Source organism: Isoptericola variabilis 225 (assembly GCF_000215105.1).
In the GTDB taxonomy this organism is placed as follows: domain Bacteria; phylum Actinomycetota; class Actinomycetes; order Actinomycetales; family Cellulomonadaceae; genus Isoptericola; species Isoptericola variabilis_A.
The window spans coordinates 80,230-98,400 of sequence record NC_015588.1; the positions used below are offsets into that span (position 1 = coordinate 80,230).

General features: G+C 73.1%; 13 protein-coding genes. 9 read left to right on the top strand and 4 right to left on the bottom strand.

Features of this window, described 5'->3' with window-relative positions; translation table 11 throughout:
• Positions 1–208: 208 nt before the first annotated feature.
• Positions 209–817, bottom strand: coding sequence for a DNA-3-methyladenine glycosylase I (locus tag ISOVA_RS00385; RefSeq protein WP_013837286.1), 609 nt, complete (start codon positions 815–817; stop codon positions 209–211).
• Positions 818–998: 181 nt separating this feature from the next.
• Here ISOVA_RS00385 and ISOVA_RS00390 point away from each other — a divergent pair, with 181 nt between their 5' ends.
• From ISOVA_RS00390 to ISOVA_RS00420, 7 genes are all read left to right on the top strand, one after another.
• The gene (locus tag ISOVA_RS00390; RefSeq protein ID WP_013837287.1) at positions 999–2,027 is read left to right on the top strand and encodes a LacI family DNA-binding transcriptional regulator; all 1,029 of its coding nucleotides are present in this window, start codon (positions 999–1,001) and stop codon (positions 2,025–2,027) included.
• Between the two features lie 128 nt (positions 2,028–2,155).
• On the top strand, positions 2,156–3,424 hold the full coding sequence (locus ISOVA_RS00395) for a sugar ABC transporter substrate-binding protein (RefSeq protein WP_013837288.1): 1,269 nt from the start codon (positions 2,156–2,158) through the stop codon (positions 3,422–3,424).
• 43 nt (positions 3,425–3,467) lie between these two features.
• On the top strand, positions 3,468–4,457 hold the full coding sequence (locus tag ISOVA_RS00400) for a carbohydrate ABC transporter permease (protein WP_013837289.1): 990 nt from the start codon (positions 3,468–3,470) through the stop codon (positions 4,455–4,457).
• On the top strand, positions 4,454–5,293 hold the full coding sequence (locus ISOVA_RS00405; RefSeq protein WP_013837290.1) for a carbohydrate ABC transporter permease: 840 nt from the start codon (positions 4,454–4,456) through the stop codon (positions 5,291–5,293). Before ISOVA_RS00400 ends, ISOVA_RS00405 begins: the two co-directional genes overlap by 4 nt.
• Before the next feature lie 9 nt (positions 5,294–5,302).
• On the top strand, positions 5,303–7,309 hold the full coding sequence (locus ISOVA_RS00410) for a glycoside hydrolase family 127 protein (protein WP_013837291.1): 2,007 nt from the start codon (positions 5,303–5,305) through the stop codon (positions 7,307–7,309).
• A gap of 41 nt (positions 7,310–7,350) precedes the next feature.
• A complete protein-coding gene (locus tag ISOVA_RS00415; protein WP_013837292.1) occupies positions 7,351–9,423 on the top strand; it encodes a glycoside hydrolase family 31 protein in 2,073 nt (690 codons plus the stop codon).
• Between the two features lie 164 nt (positions 9,424–9,587).
• A complete protein-coding gene (locus ISOVA_RS00420) occupies positions 9,588–13,481 on the top strand; it encodes a LamG-like jellyroll fold domain-containing protein (RefSeq protein ID WP_013837293.1) in 3,894 nt (1,297 codons plus the stop codon).
• A 93-nt stretch (positions 13,482–13,574) separates the two neighbouring features.
• Here ISOVA_RS00420 and ISOVA_RS16620 read toward each other — a convergent pair whose 3' ends face one another.
• Positions 13,575–13,883: a hypothetical protein gene (locus ISOVA_RS16620; RefSeq protein ID WP_186004609.1), complete on the bottom strand. Its 309-nt coding sequence runs from the start codon at positions 13,881–13,883 to the stop codon at positions 13,575–13,577.
• A 24-nt stretch (positions 13,884–13,907) separates the two neighbouring features.
• On the opposite strand from ISOVA_RS16620, the gene ISOVA_RS15800 reads away from it, so the two are divergent.
• Entirely contained in the window at positions 13,908–14,075 is a 168-nt protein-coding gene (locus tag ISOVA_RS15800; RefSeq protein WP_221927827.1) for a hypothetical protein, read from the top strand.
• A 43-nt stretch (positions 14,076–14,118) separates the two neighbouring features.
• On the opposite strand, the gene ISOVA_RS00430 is transcribed toward ISOVA_RS15800, so the two are convergent.
• Positions 14,119–15,324: a beta-ketoacyl-[acyl-carrier-protein] synthase family protein gene (locus tag ISOVA_RS00430; protein WP_013837294.1), complete on the bottom strand. Its 1,206-nt coding sequence runs from the start codon at positions 15,322–15,324 to the stop codon at positions 14,119–14,121.
• Positions 15,325–15,518: 194 nt separating this feature from the next.
• Here ISOVA_RS00430 and ISOVA_RS00435 point away from each other — a divergent pair, with 194 nt between their 5' ends.
• Positions 15,519–17,000: an APC family permease gene (locus ISOVA_RS00435; protein WP_041294967.1), complete on the top strand. Its 1,482-nt coding sequence runs from the start codon at positions 15,519–15,521 to the stop codon at positions 16,998–17,000.
• Between the two features lie 5 nt (positions 17,001–17,005).
• Here the strand turns inward: ISOVA_RS00435 and ISOVA_RS15250 are convergent, their stop codons facing one another.
• Positions 17,006–18,037, bottom strand: a complete 1,032-nt coding sequence (locus ISOVA_RS15250; protein ID WP_013837296.1) for a helix-turn-helix transcriptional regulator — start codon at positions 18,035–18,037, stop codon at positions 17,006–17,008.
• Positions 18,038–18,171 lie beyond the last annotated feature (134 nt).

Below are 18,171 nucleotides of genomic sequence, written 5' to 3' on the forward strand. Positions count from 1 at the left end.
GTGCGGCCGTCAGGCGGCCGTCGTGCGGCCGTCAGACGGTCGGGGGGCCGCCGGCGCGGCGCGCGCGGCGGTTGCGGAACCAGCGGACCGCCATGGCGATGAACGGCAGGTAGCGAAGAAGTCGACCCATGCCTCTACTGTTCGGGCGTCCGGTGCGACTCGCGAGCCAGGGGCCTCGGACGCCGGTCAGCCGCCCGTCAGCTGCCCGTCAGTCGCCGGTCACCGTGAGGCACGTGGCGAGGTGGTCGTCCACGAGCCCGCACGCCTGCATCGCGGCGTACGCGGTCGTGGGCCCGAAGAAGCGGAACCCCTCGGCCTTGAGCGCCTTCGCCAGGGCCTTCGACTCGTCCGTCCACGCGGGGACGTCCTGCCACGTGAGCGGGCGCTCGGCCCGGGGCGGGGGAGCGAAGGACCAGAACAGCTCGTCGAGCGTCCGCCCGGACTCGTGCAGCCCGACGACGGCGCGTGCGTTCGCGATCGTCGCCTCGATCTTGGCCCGGTTGCGGATGATGCGGGCGTCGCCCAGGAGGCGATCGACGTCGTCGGGCCCGAACGCGGCGACGCGCTCCGGGTCGAAGCCGTGGAAGAGCTCCCGGAACGCGGGGCGCTTGCGCAGCACCGTGAGCCACGACAGCCCCGACTGGAAGCCCTCGAGCGCGATGCGCTCGAGCAGCGCCGCCTCGCCGTGCACCGGCACGCCCCACTCGGTGTCGTGGTACTCGGCGTACAGCGCGTCCCCGTCGCCGAAGCACCGGGCCGCCGCGGGGGCGCTCGCGGCCGGGGGTGCGGCGGCCGCCGTCGTCGCGTCGTTCGTCATGGGCCCAGCCTGCCGCGTCCGTCCGACACCGACGGACGGTTGTCCACAGGCTTGCGCGCCCAGATGAGCGAATCGGTTCGACGATCGCCGCGACGGCGCGGGGTAACAAGCCGATCACGGACGCTTGCGTGACTCGCGACACTCCCGCTACTGTCGAACCGGTTCGCACGGAGGAGGCACAGTGGCCACGATCGGAGACGTCGCCCGCGTCGCGGGAGTGTCCCGGAGCACGGCGTCGTACGCGCTCTCGGGCAAGCGGGCGATCTCGCTCGACGTGCGCCGCCGTGTCGAGGCCGCGGTCCGCGAGCTGGGCTACACGCCCAACGCGGGCGCCCGCGCCCTCGCCACCTCGCAGACGATGGTCATCGGCCTGCTCGCGCAGTTCCTCGAAGACGAGTTCGCCCCGGCGATGCTCCAGTACATGCTCGGCGTCTCGACCACCGCGCGGGAGCTGGGCTACGACATCCTGCTGTCGACCGAGGAGGACGGCACGCGCGCCCTGCGCCGCATGACCGACTCCCGGATGATCGACGGAGTCGTGCTGCTCAACGTCGCGGAGAACGACGAGCGCCTCCCCATCCTGCGCGCGGCCCCGCAGCCGGGCGCGCTGGTCGGCCTGCCGGCCGACTGCCGGGGTGTGGACGTCTTCGACCTCGACTTCGAGGAGGCCGGCCGGCTCATGGTCGACCACCTCCACCGGCTCGGGCACCGCGAGCTGATCCTCGTGTCCCAGCCGGAGCACGTCGTCGAACGCGGCGGCGCCTACGTGTGGCGCCTGCAGAACGCCGCGAAGGAGGCCGCGCGCGTGCGGGGCATCACGCTGCACGCCGTCTTCGGCTCGTCGCACCAGCCCGAGATCGGCCGCGACCTCAACGCGGTCCTCGACGCCCACCCGGGCGCCACGGGCCTGCTGCTCAACAACGAGGCCGCCGCCGCGGCCCTGCCGACCGTCCTGCACCAGCGCGGCCTCGCCGCCCCGCAGGACCTGTCCGTCGTCGGGCGGTACTCGGACGAGTTCGCCCGCACGTTCTCCCTGCCGTACTCCTCGATCGAGAGCGCGCCCGACCGCCTGGGCGGCATGGCCGTCCGGCAGCTCGTGCGCCGGATCGTGGGCGAGGCAGGACCTGACGAGCCGCACGTCGTGCGGTTCGTCTCGCCCGAGCTCGTCGACCGAGGGAGCACCGGCGCCCCGCCGGCCGGGCGCGCCTGACCCGACAAACGCATGCCCGGCCCCCCGGGCTGCCATCCAGTTGTGAGCGCTCACATCCGCGCGCCCACGCCACACCACCGCATCACGAAGGACCGGCCCGCCCGGCCCACGTTCAAGGAGGAACAGCCATGCATCACGCGAAGCGCCGGAGCGTCCGTCTGCCGCTCACCGCCGGGGTCGCGACGATCGCGGTCGGCCTGCTCGGCGCCTGCTCGTCGGGCTCCGACACCGGGACCGGTGGCGGCGACGCCGCCGGCGGCACCTACACCTGGTGGGACCCGTACCCCCAGCACGACACGTCGTCGGACTGGGCCGCGCGCGTCCAGGCCTGCGGCGAGGAGGCCGGCGTCACCATCGAGCGCACCGCCTACGACACGACGGCCCTGACCAACCAGGCGCTGCTGTCGGCGCAGGAGGGCACGTCGCCCGACATCATCCTCATCGACAACCCGGCCGTCTCGACGCTCGCCGACACCGGCATGCTGACGACGGTCGACGAGTTCGGGCTTGACACCTCGGCGATCGACGAGAACCTCCTCGCGGCGGGCGTCGTCGACGGCGAGGCGTACGGCATCCCGATCGGCGCCAACACGCTGTCGCTGTACTACAACGCCGAGATCCTCGAGGCCGCGGGCGTCGACCCGGCGTCGATCACCGACTGGGACTCGCTCACCGCCGCGCTCAAGGCCGTGACCGACGCGGGCCACAAGGGCATCACGTTCGCCGGCATCGGCACCGAGGAGGGCTCGTTCCAGTTCCTGCCCTGGTTCTGGGGCGCGGGCGCCGACCTGAGCCAGCTCGACTCGCCCGAGGCGGTCGCCGCGCTGGAGCTGTGGAAGGGCTGGCTCGACGCCGGCTACGCGCCGCAGTCGGTCATCAACAACTCCCAGAACACGGTGTGGGAGGAGTTCCTCACCGGTGACTTCGCGTTCGCCGAGAACGGCACGTGGCAGGTCAACAGCGCGGCCGAGGCCGAGTTCGAGACCGGCATCGTCCAGCTCCCGGGCCGTGACGGCGGCGTCGCGCCGGCCCCCACGGGCGGCGAGTTCATCGTGGCCCCCGTCCAGCAGGACACGGCCCGCTACGAGGTCACGCGCCAGATCGTCGAGTGCATGACGACGCCCGAGGGCTTCGTCGAGACGGCCACGACGTTCGCGTACTACATCCCGCCGACGGCCGACGGCCAGGAGGCGCTGCTCGAGGGCAACCCCGAGCTCGAGCCGTGGGTCGAGGCGGTGCGCAACGCCAAGGGCCGCACGAGCGACGGTCTCGGCACGGACTACCCGATGATCTCCGAGGCCCTGTGGACCGCGGTCCAGAACGCGCTGTCCGGCGCGCAGACACCTGCCGAGGCGCTGGAGACCGCCCAGGCCGACGCCGAGGCCGCGACCAGCTGACCGCCGTCGGGCACCCGTGCCCGATCTGACGAAGGACGACACCATGACCACCCTCCCGACCGCCGTCGGGACGTCGCCAGACCGGCGCGGCGTGGCGGGACCCGGCACCCCGGGGACCGCCACGCCCGCCGGGCGGCGGCACCGGCGGGCACCCGGACCCAGCCGCTGGGCCGCCGTCGGCTTCGCGGCACCGCTCCTGGTCTACCTCGTGCTGTTCTACGCGTACCCGTTGTGGCGCAACATCGACCTGTCGATCCACGACTACACGATCCGGGCGTTCGTGCAGGGCGACGCGGAGTTCGTGGGCTTCGAGAAGTACGCCGAGGTGTTCGGCTCGTCGACGTTCCCGACCGCGCTGTGGAACACGGCGGTGTTCACGCTGCTGTCGATCGCGTTCCAGTACTCGATCGGGCTGGCGCTCGCGGTGTTCTTCCGGTCGAGCTTCCGGCTGTCGGCGGTGCTGCGCGGCATGTTCCTCGTGCCGTGGCTGCTGCCGCTCATCGTCTCGGCGTCGACGTGGGCCTGGATGCTCAACAGCGACAACGGGATCGTCAACTCGGTGCTCGCGGCGTTCGGCATCGGGCAGATCAACTGGCTCACGTCGCCCGACACGGCGCTGATCGCCGTGACGATCGCCAACATCTGGCTCGGCATCCCGTTCAACCTCGTGATCCTCTACTCGGGCCTGCAGAACATCCCGGGCGAGGTGTACGAGGCGGCGTCGCTCGACGGCGCCGGTGCGTGGCGGCAGTTCTGGAGCGTCACGTTCCCGCTGCTGCGCCCGGTCTCCGCGATCACGCTCCTGCTCGGGCTGATCTACACGCTCAAGGTCGTCGACGTCATCTGGGTCATGACGACGGGCGGCCCGGGCACCTCGTCGACGACGCTCGCGATCTGGTCGTACCGCGAGGCGTTCGGCACGGGCCAGCCGGACTTCTCGCCGGCGGCCGCGGTGGGCAACGTCCTCATCGTCATCGCGCTCGTCTTCGGCTTCGTGTACCTGCAGCTCCAGCGTCGACAGGAGGAGTCATGACCGTCATGACCAGGCGCCGACTGGTGCACAGGACGTGGTGGAAGACCGCGCTCGGCGTGCTCTTCACGGCCCTCATGCTCTTCCCCGTCTACTGGATGTTCAACGTCTCGCTCACGCAGACGCGGGACCTGCGCGCCGACCCGCCGCACTGGTTCCCCTGGGAGCCGACGTTCGAGGGGTACGAGGCGGTCTTCGCCCAGCAGCTGCCCGCGCTGGGCACGAGCCTGCTCATCGGCGCCGGCTGCGTGGCCCTCACCGTGCTCATCGCGGCACCGGCGGGCTACGCCCTGGCGCTGCTCAACCTGCGCGGGCGCCGGACGCTGAACTTCGTGCTGCTCGTCGCCCAGATGATCCCCGCGGTCGTCATGGCCATGGGCTTCTACGCGGTGTACGTGCGGCTCGGGCTGCTGAACACGGTCGGCGGTCTCATCGTGGCCGACTCGACGATCGCGGTGCCGTTCGCCGTCCTGCTCTACACGGCGTTCATGGCCGGGATCCCGCGCGAGATGCTCCATGCCGCGCGGATCGACGGCGCGGGCGCGTGGCGGACGTTCGTGTCGGTCGTGCTGCCGCTGAGCCGCAACTCGACCCTGACCGTCTCGCTGTTCGCGTTCCTGTGGGCGTGGTCGGACTTCATCTTCGCCTCGACGCTCAACCGCAACGGCAGCCTCATCCCGATCACGCTCGGGATCTACAACTACATCGGCAACAACACCACGCAGTGGAACGCGATCATGGCGACCGCCGTCGTCGCGTCGGTGCCGGCGGCGGTCCTGCTCGTCGTCGCCCAGCGCTACGTGGCCGCGGGCGTCACCGCGGGTGCCGTCAAGGACTGAAGGACGACTGTGACCGACACCAGCACGGCCCCGGCCGCCTCCGCCCCCACCCACCGGAGCGAGCACGCCCCCGTGCGCGACGACGTCGCGCGCGCCCGTCCCGTCGCGCCCCACGGGGCGCACCGCGGCGTCGGGATCGAAGAGGTGCGCCTCACCGGCGGGTTCTGGCGGGACCTCCAGGAGACCAACGCCCGCGCCACGCTCGAGCACTGCCTCGAGTGGATGGAACGGCTCGGGTGGGTCGCCAACTTCGACCGCGTCGCGGCCGGCACGACCGGCCCCGACCGGCCGGGCTGGCAGTTCTCCGACTCGGAGGTCTACAAGCTGCTCGAGGCGCTGGCCTGGGAGTACGGCCGCAGCGGGGACGAGGCGGTGAACGCCACGTTCGAGGCGCTCGTCGACCGGGTCGCCGCGGCCCAGGACGACGACGGCTACCTCAACACGTGCTTCGGCCACCCTGGCCGGCCCGAGCGGTACGGCGACCTGTCGAGCGGGCACGAGCTCTACTGCACGGGCCACCTGCTGCAGGCGGCCGTGGCGCGCCTGCGCACCGTGGGCCACGACCGGTTCGTCGAGGTCGCGCGCCGCGCGGCCGACCACGTGTGCCGCGAGTTCGGCGTCGACGGCCGCGACGGCATCTGCGGCCACCCCGAGATCGAGGTCGGCCTCGCGGAGCTGGGCCGGGCGCTCGGCGAGCCGCGCTACACCGAGCAGGCTCGCCTGTTCGTCGAGCGCCGCGGTCGCGGCACGCTCGCGCCGATCGCGCTGCTCGGCCCGTCGTACTTCCAGGACGACGTGCCGGTGCGCGAGGCCGACGTGTGGCGCGGCCACGCCGTGCGCGCGCTCTACCTGGCCGCGGGGGCGGTCGACGTCGCGATCGACACGGCGGACGACGAGCTCCTCGCCGCGGTCGAGCGGCAGTGGACGCGCTCGGTCGAGCGCCGGACCTACCTCACGGGGGGCATGGGCTCGCGCCACCAGGACGAGGGCTTCGGCGACGACTGGGAGCTGCCGGCGGACCGGGCCTACTGCGAGACGTGCGCGGGGGTCGCGTCGGTCATGGTGTCCTGGCGGCTGCTGCTCGCCACGGGCGACGTGCGGTACGCCGACCTCATGGAGCGCACGTTCTACAACGTCGTCGCCACCTCGCCGCGCTCGGACGGCCGGGCGTTCTTCTACGCCAACCCGCTCCAGCAGCGCGAGCCGGGCGCCGACGTGCGGCCCGACGCCGTCAACCCGCGCGCCGAGGGCGGCGTCCGAGCGCCGTGGTTCGACGTCTCGTGCTGCCCCACCAACGTGGCGCGCACGCTCGCGTCCTGGCAGGCGTACGCCGCGACGGTCTCGAGCGGCGGCTCCGGTGAGCACGCCGGCGACGTGGTCTCGCTCGTCCAGCACGCCTCGGCCGACCTCCGCGTCGCGCTCGACGGCGGTGAGGAGCTGGGGCTGAGCGTGCGGACCGCCTACCCGGCCGACGGGCTCGTGCGCGTCGAGGTCACCGACGCGCCCGACCGCCCCGTGACGCTGCGGCTGCGCGTGCCGCACTGGGCCGACGGCGCGACGCTGACCGTCCCCGGGGGCTCCGGCCCAGAGGGCGCGGCCCCGGGCTGGGCCGAGGTCCGGCGCACGTTCGCGCCGGGCGACGTCGTGGTGCTCGAGCTGCCGACCGGGCCCCGTTTCACGTGGCCCGACCCGCGCGTGGACGCGCTGCGGGGCACGGTCGCGGTCGAGCGCGGACCGCTCGTGCTGTGCCTCGAGTCGGTCGACCTGCCCGACGGCGTCGCTCTCGAGGACGTGCGCGTCGACCCGTCCGCGGCACCCCGGCCGCACGACGACGGCGCGCTGGTGCGCGCCCGGGTCGTCACCCCGCCGGCACCCGAGCCCGGGCGGCCGCCGTTCTCGGGCGCGCCGCCCGTGACGCCGGCGGCACCGTCCACGATCGAGCTCCCCCTCGTGCCCTACCACCGGTGGGCCGAGCGCGGACCGTCGACCATGCGGGTCTTCGTCCCGACGACCTGACCCGCTCACGAATCCCCGAGGACCACGTCGAAGGAGATGCGGTGAACGACCGACCGTCGCAGGACCTGCCCGTCCGGGCCGAGGGCTCGCGGCTCGTGTGGCGCGGAGGCGGAGAGACGCTCGTCGTCGAGCCGTGGGGCCGCGACGGCGTGCGCGTGCGCGCCCGGCTCGCGGGCGACGTCGAGGACGCCGACTGGGCGCTCCTGCCGCCCGCCGACGCCGCGGCCGACGCCGCGCAGGTCGAGCTCCGCCCCGACGGCGCGACGCTGACCCACGGCGCGATCCACGTCGAGCTCACGTGCTCGACGTGGTTCCACGAGCCGGTGGGTTACGAGGTGTCGCGGTGCGACGTCGCGTTCTACGACGCCGCGGGCCGGCTGCTGCTGCGCGAGCTCGGCCGCGGCGGGTCGCTCGACCTGCGGGCACGGCACTTCCGGCCGCGCCTCGGCTCGGACGACCACACGCTCACCGCGTCGTTCGAGTCCGACCCGGACGAGAAGCTCTACGGTATGGGCCAGTACCAGCAGCGCGTGCTGGACCTCAAGGGCTGCACGCTCGAGCTCGCGCACCGAAACTCGCAGGCCAGCGTGCCGTTCGTCGTCTCGAGCGCCGGGTACGGCTTCCTGTGGCACAACCCGGCGATCGGCCGCGCGACGTTCGGGCGCAACCGCACCGAGTGGTTCGCGGAGTCGACGCGGCAGCTCGACTACTGGGTCACCGCGGGCCGCACGCCCGCGGACATCACCCGGGCGTACGCGGACGCCACCGGCCACGCGCCGATGATGCCGGAGCGGGGTCTCGGCTTCTGGCAGTGCAAGCTGCGGTACTGGAACCAGGCCCAGCTCCTCGAGGTCGCGCGCGAGCACCGCCGTCGCGGTCTGCCGCTCGACGTGATCGTCGCGGACTTCTTCCACTGGCCGCGCATGGGCGACTACCGGTTCGAGGACGAGTTCTGGCCCGACCCGGCCGCGATGGTCGCGGAGCTGCGCGAGCTGGGCGTCGAGCTCATGGTGTCGGTCTGGCCGCAGGTGTCGCTCGAGTCGGAGAACTACGCGCACCTGCGCCGGAACAACCTGCTCGTCCGCGCCGAGCGCGGGCTCGACGTCCAGATGTCGTTCCAGGGGCCGAGCGCGTTCCTCGACGTGACCAACCCCGAGGCCCGCGCGTGGCTGTGGGAGACCTGCCGGCGGAGCTACGGCGAGCACGGCATCCGCACGTTCTGGCTGGACGAGGCCGAGCCCGAGTACGGCGTCTACGACTTCGACGCCTACCGGTACCACGCGGGCCCGAACCTCCAGGTCGGCAACGTCTACCCGCAGCACTTCGCACGCGCCTTCTTCGAGGGGCAGCAGTCCGACGGCGAGACCGAGGTGGTCAACCTCGTGCGGTGCGCGTGGGCGGGCAGCCAGCGGTACGGGGCGCTCGTGTGGTCGGGCGACATCCACTCGACGTTCGAGGACATGGCCCGCCAGGTCACCGCCGGCATCCACATGGGGCTCGCGGGCATCCCGTGGTTCACCACGGACATCGGCGGCTTCCACCACGGCGACGCGCGCGACCCCGCGTTCCACGAGCTGCTCGTCCGCTGGTTCCAGCTCGGCGCGTTCAGCCCGGTCATGCGGCTGCACGGCGACCGCCTCCCGTACGAGGACGTGGTCGCCGCGGACGGCTCGCCGCGCCTGCGCTCGGGCGGCCCCAACGAGCTGTGGAGCTTCGGCGAGGAGGTGTACGGCGTCCTCGCGCGGTACGTGCACCTGCGCGAGTGGCTGCGCCCCTACCTGCGCGACGTCATGGCCGCGGCGCACACCGACGGCCAGCCCGTGATGCGCGGGCTCTTCCACGAGTTCGCCGACGACGCCCGCGCGTGGGACGTCGACGACCAGTTCCTGCTCGGGCCCGACGTCCTCGTCGCACCCGTGCTCGAGGCGGGCGCGCGCGAGCGCGACGTCTACCTGCCGGCCGGGTCCCGCTGGACGGACGCGGCCACGGGCGAGGTGCACGACGGCGGCACGTCCGTGCGCGCGGACGCCCCGCTCGACGTCGTGCCCGTGTTCCTGCGCGACGGCGCGCTGCCCGGGCTCGTGGGCCGCACCACGCGCACACCGACCACCTGACCACGACGGCGGACCGCCGCCGCGCCGTCCGCCGTCGAACCGGTTCGACGAGCACCGGGCGAGAGAGGAGGAAGAGGAAGGACCGCCCCACGGGAGGGGCGAGCTCGTACGACGACGTTCGAGCGCGCGCCGCACGGCGCGCGACGACAGAGAGGTACTCGACGATGAGAAGCACACGATCGCGGCGCACGCCGCGGTTGACGGCGGGGCTGACGACCCTCGCCCTCACGCTCGGCACGGTCGGCGCGGTCACCGCGGCACCGGCGACCGCCGCAGAGGCGCCCGAGCCCTACCTGCACTACACGATGGAGGGCATCTCGGGCACGACGCTGCCCGACGTCTCCGGCAACAACCTCCACGGAACGCTCGCCGGCAACCGGTCCGTCATCGAGGCGGAGGGCGGCGGCGCGGCGCTCGACCTGCACGGCGGCACGAACGGCGGCCACGTGTCGGTCCCGCGGGGCGCGCTCGAGGGCGCCACCGACCTCACGGTCTCCGCGCACGTCCGGTGGGACGGCAGCGGCGGGGCCTGGCAGCGGATCTTCGACCTCGGCACCAACACCACGCGCTACCTGTTCGCGACGCCGTCGAACGGCGACGGCCGGCTCCGCACGGCCGTCACGACCAGCGGCGGCGGCGGCGAGACGCAGGCGAACGGCTACGGCCCCCTCAAGGCGGGCGACTGGGTCACGCTCACCACGACCCTCGACACGTCCGCCCAGCGCGTGACCATGTACCTCGACGGCGTCGCCGTGGCGTCGGCGCCCACGTCCGTCACGGCGGGGCAGCTGCTCACCGCGAGCGCCGCGCGCGCCGGCTGGATCGGGCGCTCCATGTACCCGGACCCGCTGTTCGACGGGGCCGTGGCGGACTTCCGCATCTACCGTGCGGCATTGAGCGCCGAGCAGGTCGCCGAGCTCGTGGGTGAGACTCCTGACGTGGTGGCCCTGGCGAACGAGACGTTCCAGCTGCGCACGCTCGTCGGCGCGGCCCCGAACCTCCCCGCGGCGGTCCGCGCGTCGTTCACCGACGGCTACGACCGCGACGTGCCGGTGACGTGGGACGCCGTCGACCCCGCGCAGTACGCGCAGCCCGGCACGTACACGGTGCAGGGCCGGGCCGCGGGCGTCACGGTGACGGCGAACGTCACGGTGCACCGGGGTGAGCTCAAGGTGGACCTCGCCACGAACACGGGCGAGTTCCAGGGCGGCGCGTCGGGCCTGCTGTACGGCCTGTACGCGGACGGCATGCCGACCGACAACCTCGTCGAGGGCATGAACGTGCGCACGGTGGCGACCAAGGCGCAGGACGGCGCCCAGCACCCGGGCTCGGACGCGCTCGAGGTGGTCCGCCAGCTCGCGGACACCACCGACGGCGACGTCTACCTGCGCGTCACGGACTACTACCGGGGCTTCCCGTACCAGTGGCCGGGCAGCACGCCGGCGGAGAAGCTCGCCGACTACGCGCGCGTCCTCGACGAGCAGCTCGCGATGATCGGCACGCTCGAGCCGGAGTACCGGGACAACCTCGTGATCGAGCCGTTCAACGAGCCCGAGGGCAACATGTTCGGCACCGGGCAGTGGAGCCTCAACCGCATCTCGTGGCTCAACGACCCGACGGACTACTTCGCCGCGTGGGACCGGACCTACCGGACGATCAAGGAGGCGTACCCGGACATGCGGATCGCCGGTCCGGGCACCTCGATCCTGTACCCGCAGGTCAAGGGCTTCCTGGAGCACGCCGTCGAGGCGGGCACCGTGCCGGACATCATCACGTGGCACGAGCTGTCGCACCCGCAGAACATCCGTGACTCCGTGGAGCGGTACCGCGGCTGGGAGGCCGAGGTCTTCGCGGGAACCGAGCTCGAGGGCACCGAGCTGCCGATCAACGTCAACGAGTACGCCTTCAACTACCACACGTCCGTCCCGGGCCAGATGATCCAGTGGATGTCCGCGATCGAGGACTCCAAGGTCGAGGCGATGATCGCGTTCTGGAACATCAACGGGAACCTGTCCGACTCGGCCGTGCAGGCCAACCGCGGCAACGGGCAGTGGTGGCTCTACAACGCGTACGCGCACATGACGGGCCACACGGTCGAGGTCACGCCGCCGTTCCCGGGGCAGAACTACTCGCTCCAGGGCGTCGCGACGCTCGACGAGGAGCGGGCCGTCGCGCGCACGATCCTGGGCGGGGCCGACGGCGCCGCCCCGGTCGAGCTCGTCAACGTCCCGGCGGACGTGTTCGGCGGCGACGAGGTGCGCGTGTTCGTCCGCGAGATCCCGTGGACGGGCCAGCTCGGCGACTCGGCGCAGCCGCGCCACCTCGCCGAGCTCACGCTGCCCGTGACGGACGGCACGGTCGCGGTCGAGTTCGACGGCGAGACGCTGCCGCTGCTCGAGGAGTCCTCGGCGTACGAGGTCGTGGTGACGCCGGCGGGCGCCGGGCAGTCGACGACGTCGACCCCGACGCTCTGGCAGGGCAGCTACGAGGCCGAGGACGCCGCGCACACCGGCTCGGGCTACAGCCGCAACGGTCCGGAGGGGCGGCCGCAGGACGTGGGCAAGTTCTACACGTCGGGCATGTACAACGTGGGCGGCCTGCGCACCGGTTCGAACGTGGTGCTCGACTTCGAGGTGACCGTTCCCCAGGACGGCACCTACGACCTGTCGGTGTTCGCGAACAGCCTCAACACCTACAACCTCGTGGCCGAGCAGGGTCCGACGAACGTGTTCCTGCGCGTCGACGGCGAGGCCGAGCAGGAGCTGTTCCTGCCGCTCGGCTACAAGTGGGTGGTCTGGGACCACACCGACACGACGGTCGAGCTCACCGCGGGCACGCACACGATCTCGCTCGCGGCGCGCAGCCTCGACGGGTCGAAGGCGACGAAGGGTGACGCGCTGATCGACCGGATCACGCTGTCGCTGGCCAACCCGGACGCCGACACGTCGGTCTACGAGGCAGAGCTCGCCCAGCTCGACGGCGGCAGCACGGTCTACTCCGCGCCCGACGGCGTGGACGCGGCCACGATCTCCGGCTCGGGCGCGGTCCAGCTCGCCGAGGGCGAGTCGGCCACGTTCTGGGTCTACGGCGCGCGCGACGCCGAGGCGACGCTCGGCGCCGACCTGCTCGGCGCCGGCGCGGGCACGCTGGCGGTCAACGGCCGTGACGTGCTCGACCTCGCCAGGGCGTCCGAGGTCGCCGTGCACCTCGAGGGCGGCGTCAACAAGGTCACCGTGACCGGTGGCGCGGGCGGGCTCGTGCTCGACCGCCTCACCGTCGCGGCCGGCAACGACTCGCTACCGACGACCGAGTACCAGGCCGAGGACGCCGAGCTGGCCGGCTCGGCCGCCGTCGTCGACCTGCCTCTCGCCGAGGGCGGCAAGGCCGTCGCCGGCGTCGGCGGTGAGCCGGGCAACGACAGCGCGCTGACGTTCCGGGTCGCCGCCGAGGAGGCCGGCCCGCACGCGGTCGTCGTCCGCTTCTCCAACCCGGAGCAGGTCGACGGCACGCACTACAACCCGAACCCGGTCGCACGGCACGCCGACATCTCGGTCAACGGCGGCGAGCCGCAGCGGTGGATGTTCGTCCCCACGTTCCACAAGAACAACTTCTGGGAGCGGACCATCGTGCTCGACCTCGAGGCGGGCGAGAACACCATCTCGCTGCGCTCCGAGGAGGCGACCAACTGGGACGGCGAGACGTACGCGTCCGAGACGTGGCCCGCGGACTACAACCTGCGGGCCGACGAGGCGCCCATCGTCGACCGGATCACGGTCTCGCCGCTCAGCGCGGTGAGCCCCGTCGCGGTCCGGGCGGTCACGGAGTGCCGCGGCAAGAGGGCGTTCGTCGTCGTCGACGTGACCAACACGTCGGGCGCGGCGACCGACGTCGCCGTGACGGCGCTCGGCGAGACCCGCGAGCGCGACACGCTCGCGGCCGGCAAGTCGTGGCGGCTGCCGTTCGCCGCGGACGCCGCGTCGCTCGAGGCCGGGGAGGTGACGGTCACCGCCTCCGGCGTGAACACGCTGCACGCCTACCCGGAGGTCACCTGCGGCTGACCTGCCGCGCCTGACCCAGGCCCGGGTCGGCGGCGAGCGCACGCTCGTCGCCGGCCCGGGCCTCGTCGCGTTCGGGCGGGGGTGACGAGAGGGTCAGGCCTGCCCCGTGCGCCGCCGCACGTACGCGTCGATGCCGTCGAGCACGATGCCGAGCCCGAAAGTGATCTCGTCGTCCTGCGACGCGTCGCGGTCCACGGACGCGGGGTCCCACGTCGCGAGCGAGGCGAAGACGTGCGGGAACTGCTCGGGCGTGGCGAGCCGCGAGAGCACGGTCTCGAAGTCGTAGAAGGGGTTCGCGCGGTCGATGGCGCGCGGGTCGAGCTCGTCGTCGGGCGTCTCGGGCCCGACGCCGGTCTCGCGGCGCACCTGCGCGACGGCGGCCCGCCGCGTCTCGATCTGCACGCGCGCCTCGCCGAGCACCAGCCGGTGACGCCGGTGATCGAGACGGTGCGCGGGCTGCTGGTCGGCGGGACGCCCGGCGCGCCGCAGGGCGACGCGCTCGCCGACGCCGGGCTGCTCGCGGTGGTGTGGTGCGTGGGCCTTGCGGTCGCGTTCGCGGGTGCCGCGACCTGGGCGTTCGCCCGGCGCCGCTGAACCGCGCGCCGCCGCCGGACGCCGCCGACGCACGCCCGTCGCGTCAGCTGCGCGACAGCACCAGCGCGGCGCTGTGCCCGCCGAACCCGAACGCGTTGACGAGCGCGTGCTCGGCCGCCGTCGGGCGCGCGCTCGTCACGACGTCGAGGTCGATCGCCGGGTCGGGCGTCTCGAGGTTGAGCGTGGGCGGCACGACGCCGTGGTGCAGCGACAGGAGCGCGGCGAGCGCCCCGAGCGCCCCGGAGGCCCCGAGGAGGTGCCCGGTCGACGCCTTGGTCGCCGTCACGGGCGGCGGGTCGCCGAAGACGGAGCGCAGCGCGTCGGCCTCGTTGACGTCCCCGAGCGGCGTCGACGTGGCGTGCGCGTGCACGAGGCCGACGTGGGCGGGCGCCAGCTCGGCCGAGCGCAGCGCGAGCCCGATGGTGCGGGCCTGGTTCTGCGGCTCGCCGCCCACGATGTCGTGCGCGTCGGACGTGAGGGCCGCGCCGTCGACGGCGCCGAGCACGTCGGCGCCGCGCGCGGCCGCGTGCTCCTCGGCCTCGAGCACGAGCAGCGCGGCGCCCTCGCCCATGACGAACCCGTCGCGCTCGGCGTCGAACGGCCGCGAGGCACGCTCGGGCTCGTCGTTGCGGGTCGACATCGCGCGGGAGCGCGCGAACGCGGAGATGCACAGGTCGACGATGCTGGCCTCGACGCCCCCGCACACGACGACGTCGGCCTGGTCGGAGCGGATCAGCTCGCGGCCCGTGAGGATCGCCTCGACGCCGGCGGCGCAGGCGCTCACGGGCGCCCGCGCGCCGGCCTTGGCCCCGAGGTCCATCGACAGCCAGGCCGCGGGCCCGTTGGCCATGACCATGGTGACGGCGTGCGGGCTCACGCGGCGGTGACCCTGGGTGGTGAGCACCTCGTGCTGCACGAGCGTCGTGCCGATCCCGCCGTTGGCCGTGCCGACCGCGACGGCCAGGCGCGTGGGGTCGACGTCGGGCGCCCCGGCCGACGCCCAGGCCTCGCGGCCCGCGACGAGCGTGAGCTGCTCGGCCCGGTCGAGCCGGCGCAGCTCGCGGACCTCGAGCGTCTCGGCGAACGCGTCGTCGACCCGTGCGGCGATCCGCACGGGCAGCTCGCGCGCCCAGTCCTCCTCGAGCGCGGTCACCGCGCCGATGCCCTCGGCGAGGCCCTTCCACGTCTCGTCCGCCGTGCGGCCCAGGGGCGTGACCGCCCCCAGTCCCGTCACCACCGCTCGTCGCATTCCCACCTCCGCTCGTGCACGACACCCGCCGGCCGCGCGCGTCGTCGTGGGCAACAATGCCCGACTCATGGGTCGAACAGGTATCGAAGCATGCCTGCGCGGTGCGGTGGGCGCGCGGTTTCCCCGGGCGAGAGGTTCCATGGATGAAGCACGCCCCGGCGCAGGCCGGGGTGCTCGAGCCGAGGGAGGCACCGATGAGCCAGCCGGTCGTTCGTGACGACCCGGAGGCCCCCGAGCACGGCCTGCGGCGCGTCATGGGGCCCAAGCTCCTGCTGCTGTTCATCGTCGGCGACATCCTGGGGACGGGCGTGTACGCGCTCACGGGCCAGGTCGCCGGGGAGGTCGGAGGGGCGGCGTGGGCGCCGTTCCTCGTGGCGTTCGCGGTCGCGACGCTCACGGCGTTCTCCTACCTGGAGCTCGTCACCAAGTACCCGCACGCCGCCGGCGCCGCGCTGTACACGCACAAGGCGTTCGGCATCCACTTCCTCACGTTCGTCGTGGCGTTCATGGTCATGAGCTCGGGCATCACGTCGGCGTCGACGGCGTCCAACGCGTTCGCCGGGTTCCTGTCGGACGGCTTCGGGCTGGGGCTCGACGCCGGCAGCGGCGGCCGCCTGGCCCTCGCGCTCGCGTTCATGGCCCTGGTCGCGGTGGTGAACTTCCGCGGCGTCGGCGAGAGCGTCAAGGCCAACGTGGTGCTGACGCTCGTCGAGCTGTCGGGCCTGCTGCTCGTGATCTTCGTGGGGCTGTGGGGCATGTCCCAGGGGCGCGCCGACTTCTCGCGCGTCGTCGTCTTCGAGAGTCCCGACGAGAAGAGCGCGTTCCTCGCCGTGACGGCCGCGACGACGCTCGCGTTCTTCGCGATGGTCGGCTTCGAGGACTCGGTCAACATGGCCGAGGAGTGCCAGCACCCCGTGCGCGACTTCCCGCGCATGATGATCGCCGGCCTGTCGGTCACGGGGCTCATCTACGTGCTCGTCGCGATCACGGCCGTGGCGCTGGTGCCGGTCGGCAACCTCGTCGACGAGTCGCGCGGGTCGGCGCTCACGCAGGTCGTCGCGGCCGGCGCGCCGGGGGTGCCGTTCGACACGCTGTTCCCGTTCATCGGCATGTTCGCGGTCGCGAACTCGGCGCTCATCAACATGCTCATGGCCTCGCGCCTCCTGTACGGGATGGCGAACCAGGGCGTGCTGCCGCGCGCGTTCGGCCGCGTGCACCCCACGCGCCGCACGCCGTGGGTGTCGATCCTCGTCACGACGGCGATCTCGTTCGGGCTCATCGTCTACGTGGTCCAGGCGCAGGCGACCGAGCAGGGCGCCAGCGCCGTCGCGCTGCTCGGCGGCACGACGTCGCTGCTCCTGCTGGTCGTGTTCGCGATCGTCAACGTCGCCCTGCTCGTGCTGCGCCGCCAGCACGTCGAGCACGCGCACTTCCGCACGTGGACGCCGCTCGCCGTCCTGGGCGCCGTGACGTGCGCGTACCTCGCGGGGCCGTGGGCGCGCAGCGAGGCGCAGCAGGGCCAGTACCGCATCGCGGGCGCGCTGCTGCTCGTCGGCATCGTGCTCTCGGGCGTCACGTACCTGTACAACCGGGCGGTGCGGCACCGCACGATCGGCTTCGAGGACGTCGAGGCGCTCGACGAGCACCGGCCCGAGGGCCCGGTGCCCAAGCGCTGAGCGGGCTACCGGACGTCGGCGGTCGCGTCGTCGAGCCATCCCCGCGCGCCGGCGAGGACGCCGAGCGAGAACCGGTCCTTGAGGCCGAGCCGCTCGGTGAGCGAGGAGACGATGCGGCGCACGGTCTTGGTCGAGACGCCGAGCTCGCGGGCGATCGCCTCGTCCTTGAGCCCGGCGTGCATGAGCGTGAGGATCTCGCGCTCGTGCGGCGTCGGCCCGTCGTCGGGCGCGACGACGACGGGCGCGGGCAGCGGGAGCGCGGCCTCCCACAGGGTGTCGAAGAGCATGCCGAGGCACGCGATGACCTCGCGCGTGCTGAGCACGACGGCGGCCGGCCCGGCGAGCTCGCGGTCGTGGAAGGCGACGAGGCCCACGGTCCGGTCGAACAGCACGTACTGCGTCGGCAGCGGCCGGGCCGTGGTGCGGATCTGGCCACCGTGCTCGGCCAGCCAGGTGCCGTGGTTCGCGAGCGCGTCCGACCGGCGGGCCGGCGCCCGGTACAGGGAGCGGAGCACGACGCCGCGGCGCACCAGCCGCTCCTCGGACTCGCGCGCCTGCTCGATCATGCGTGCCTTGGGGACGGCGGTCATGACGCCCTCGAGCGAGGTCGTCGTGCGCGCGCTCAGCTCGGCGATGCGGGTCGAGATCTCGTCGGCGCCGACGAGCCGCTCGAACTCGAGCGCGTTCCGGCTCTGCGTGACCGCGTGGTACAGCGTCCGCACGCGCGCCGCCAGGTCGCGGGCCTCGCGCAGCGCCGTCGCCGACGCGTCGAGCGCGTCGAGGCGGGAGGAGACCAGGTCGTCGAGCACGCCGTCGGGCACCTCGGCGCGGAAGCGTCCCGACCCGTCGTCGTGCACGCGAGCGAGGCCCGCCGCCACGAGGCGGGCCAGCGCATCGGTCGCCGCCTGCTCGTCGATGCCGACGTGCTCCGCGAGCGCCGCCGCGCCGGTGGGCTGGAGCCGCACCAGGCCGTCGTAGACGGCGAGCGTCGCGTCGTCGACACCGAGCGATCGGTCGGGCCGCACTCCGTCGACCACGGCCACATGTTCCCATGTCCACTTGTGGACAGCATGTGGGCGGCGCATCGGGGCGTGTGCCGGGTCACACTGGACGGGCAGGGGGCACCAGCACGACGAGACCGAAGAAGGTGAGAACCATGAGGAAGGTTCGG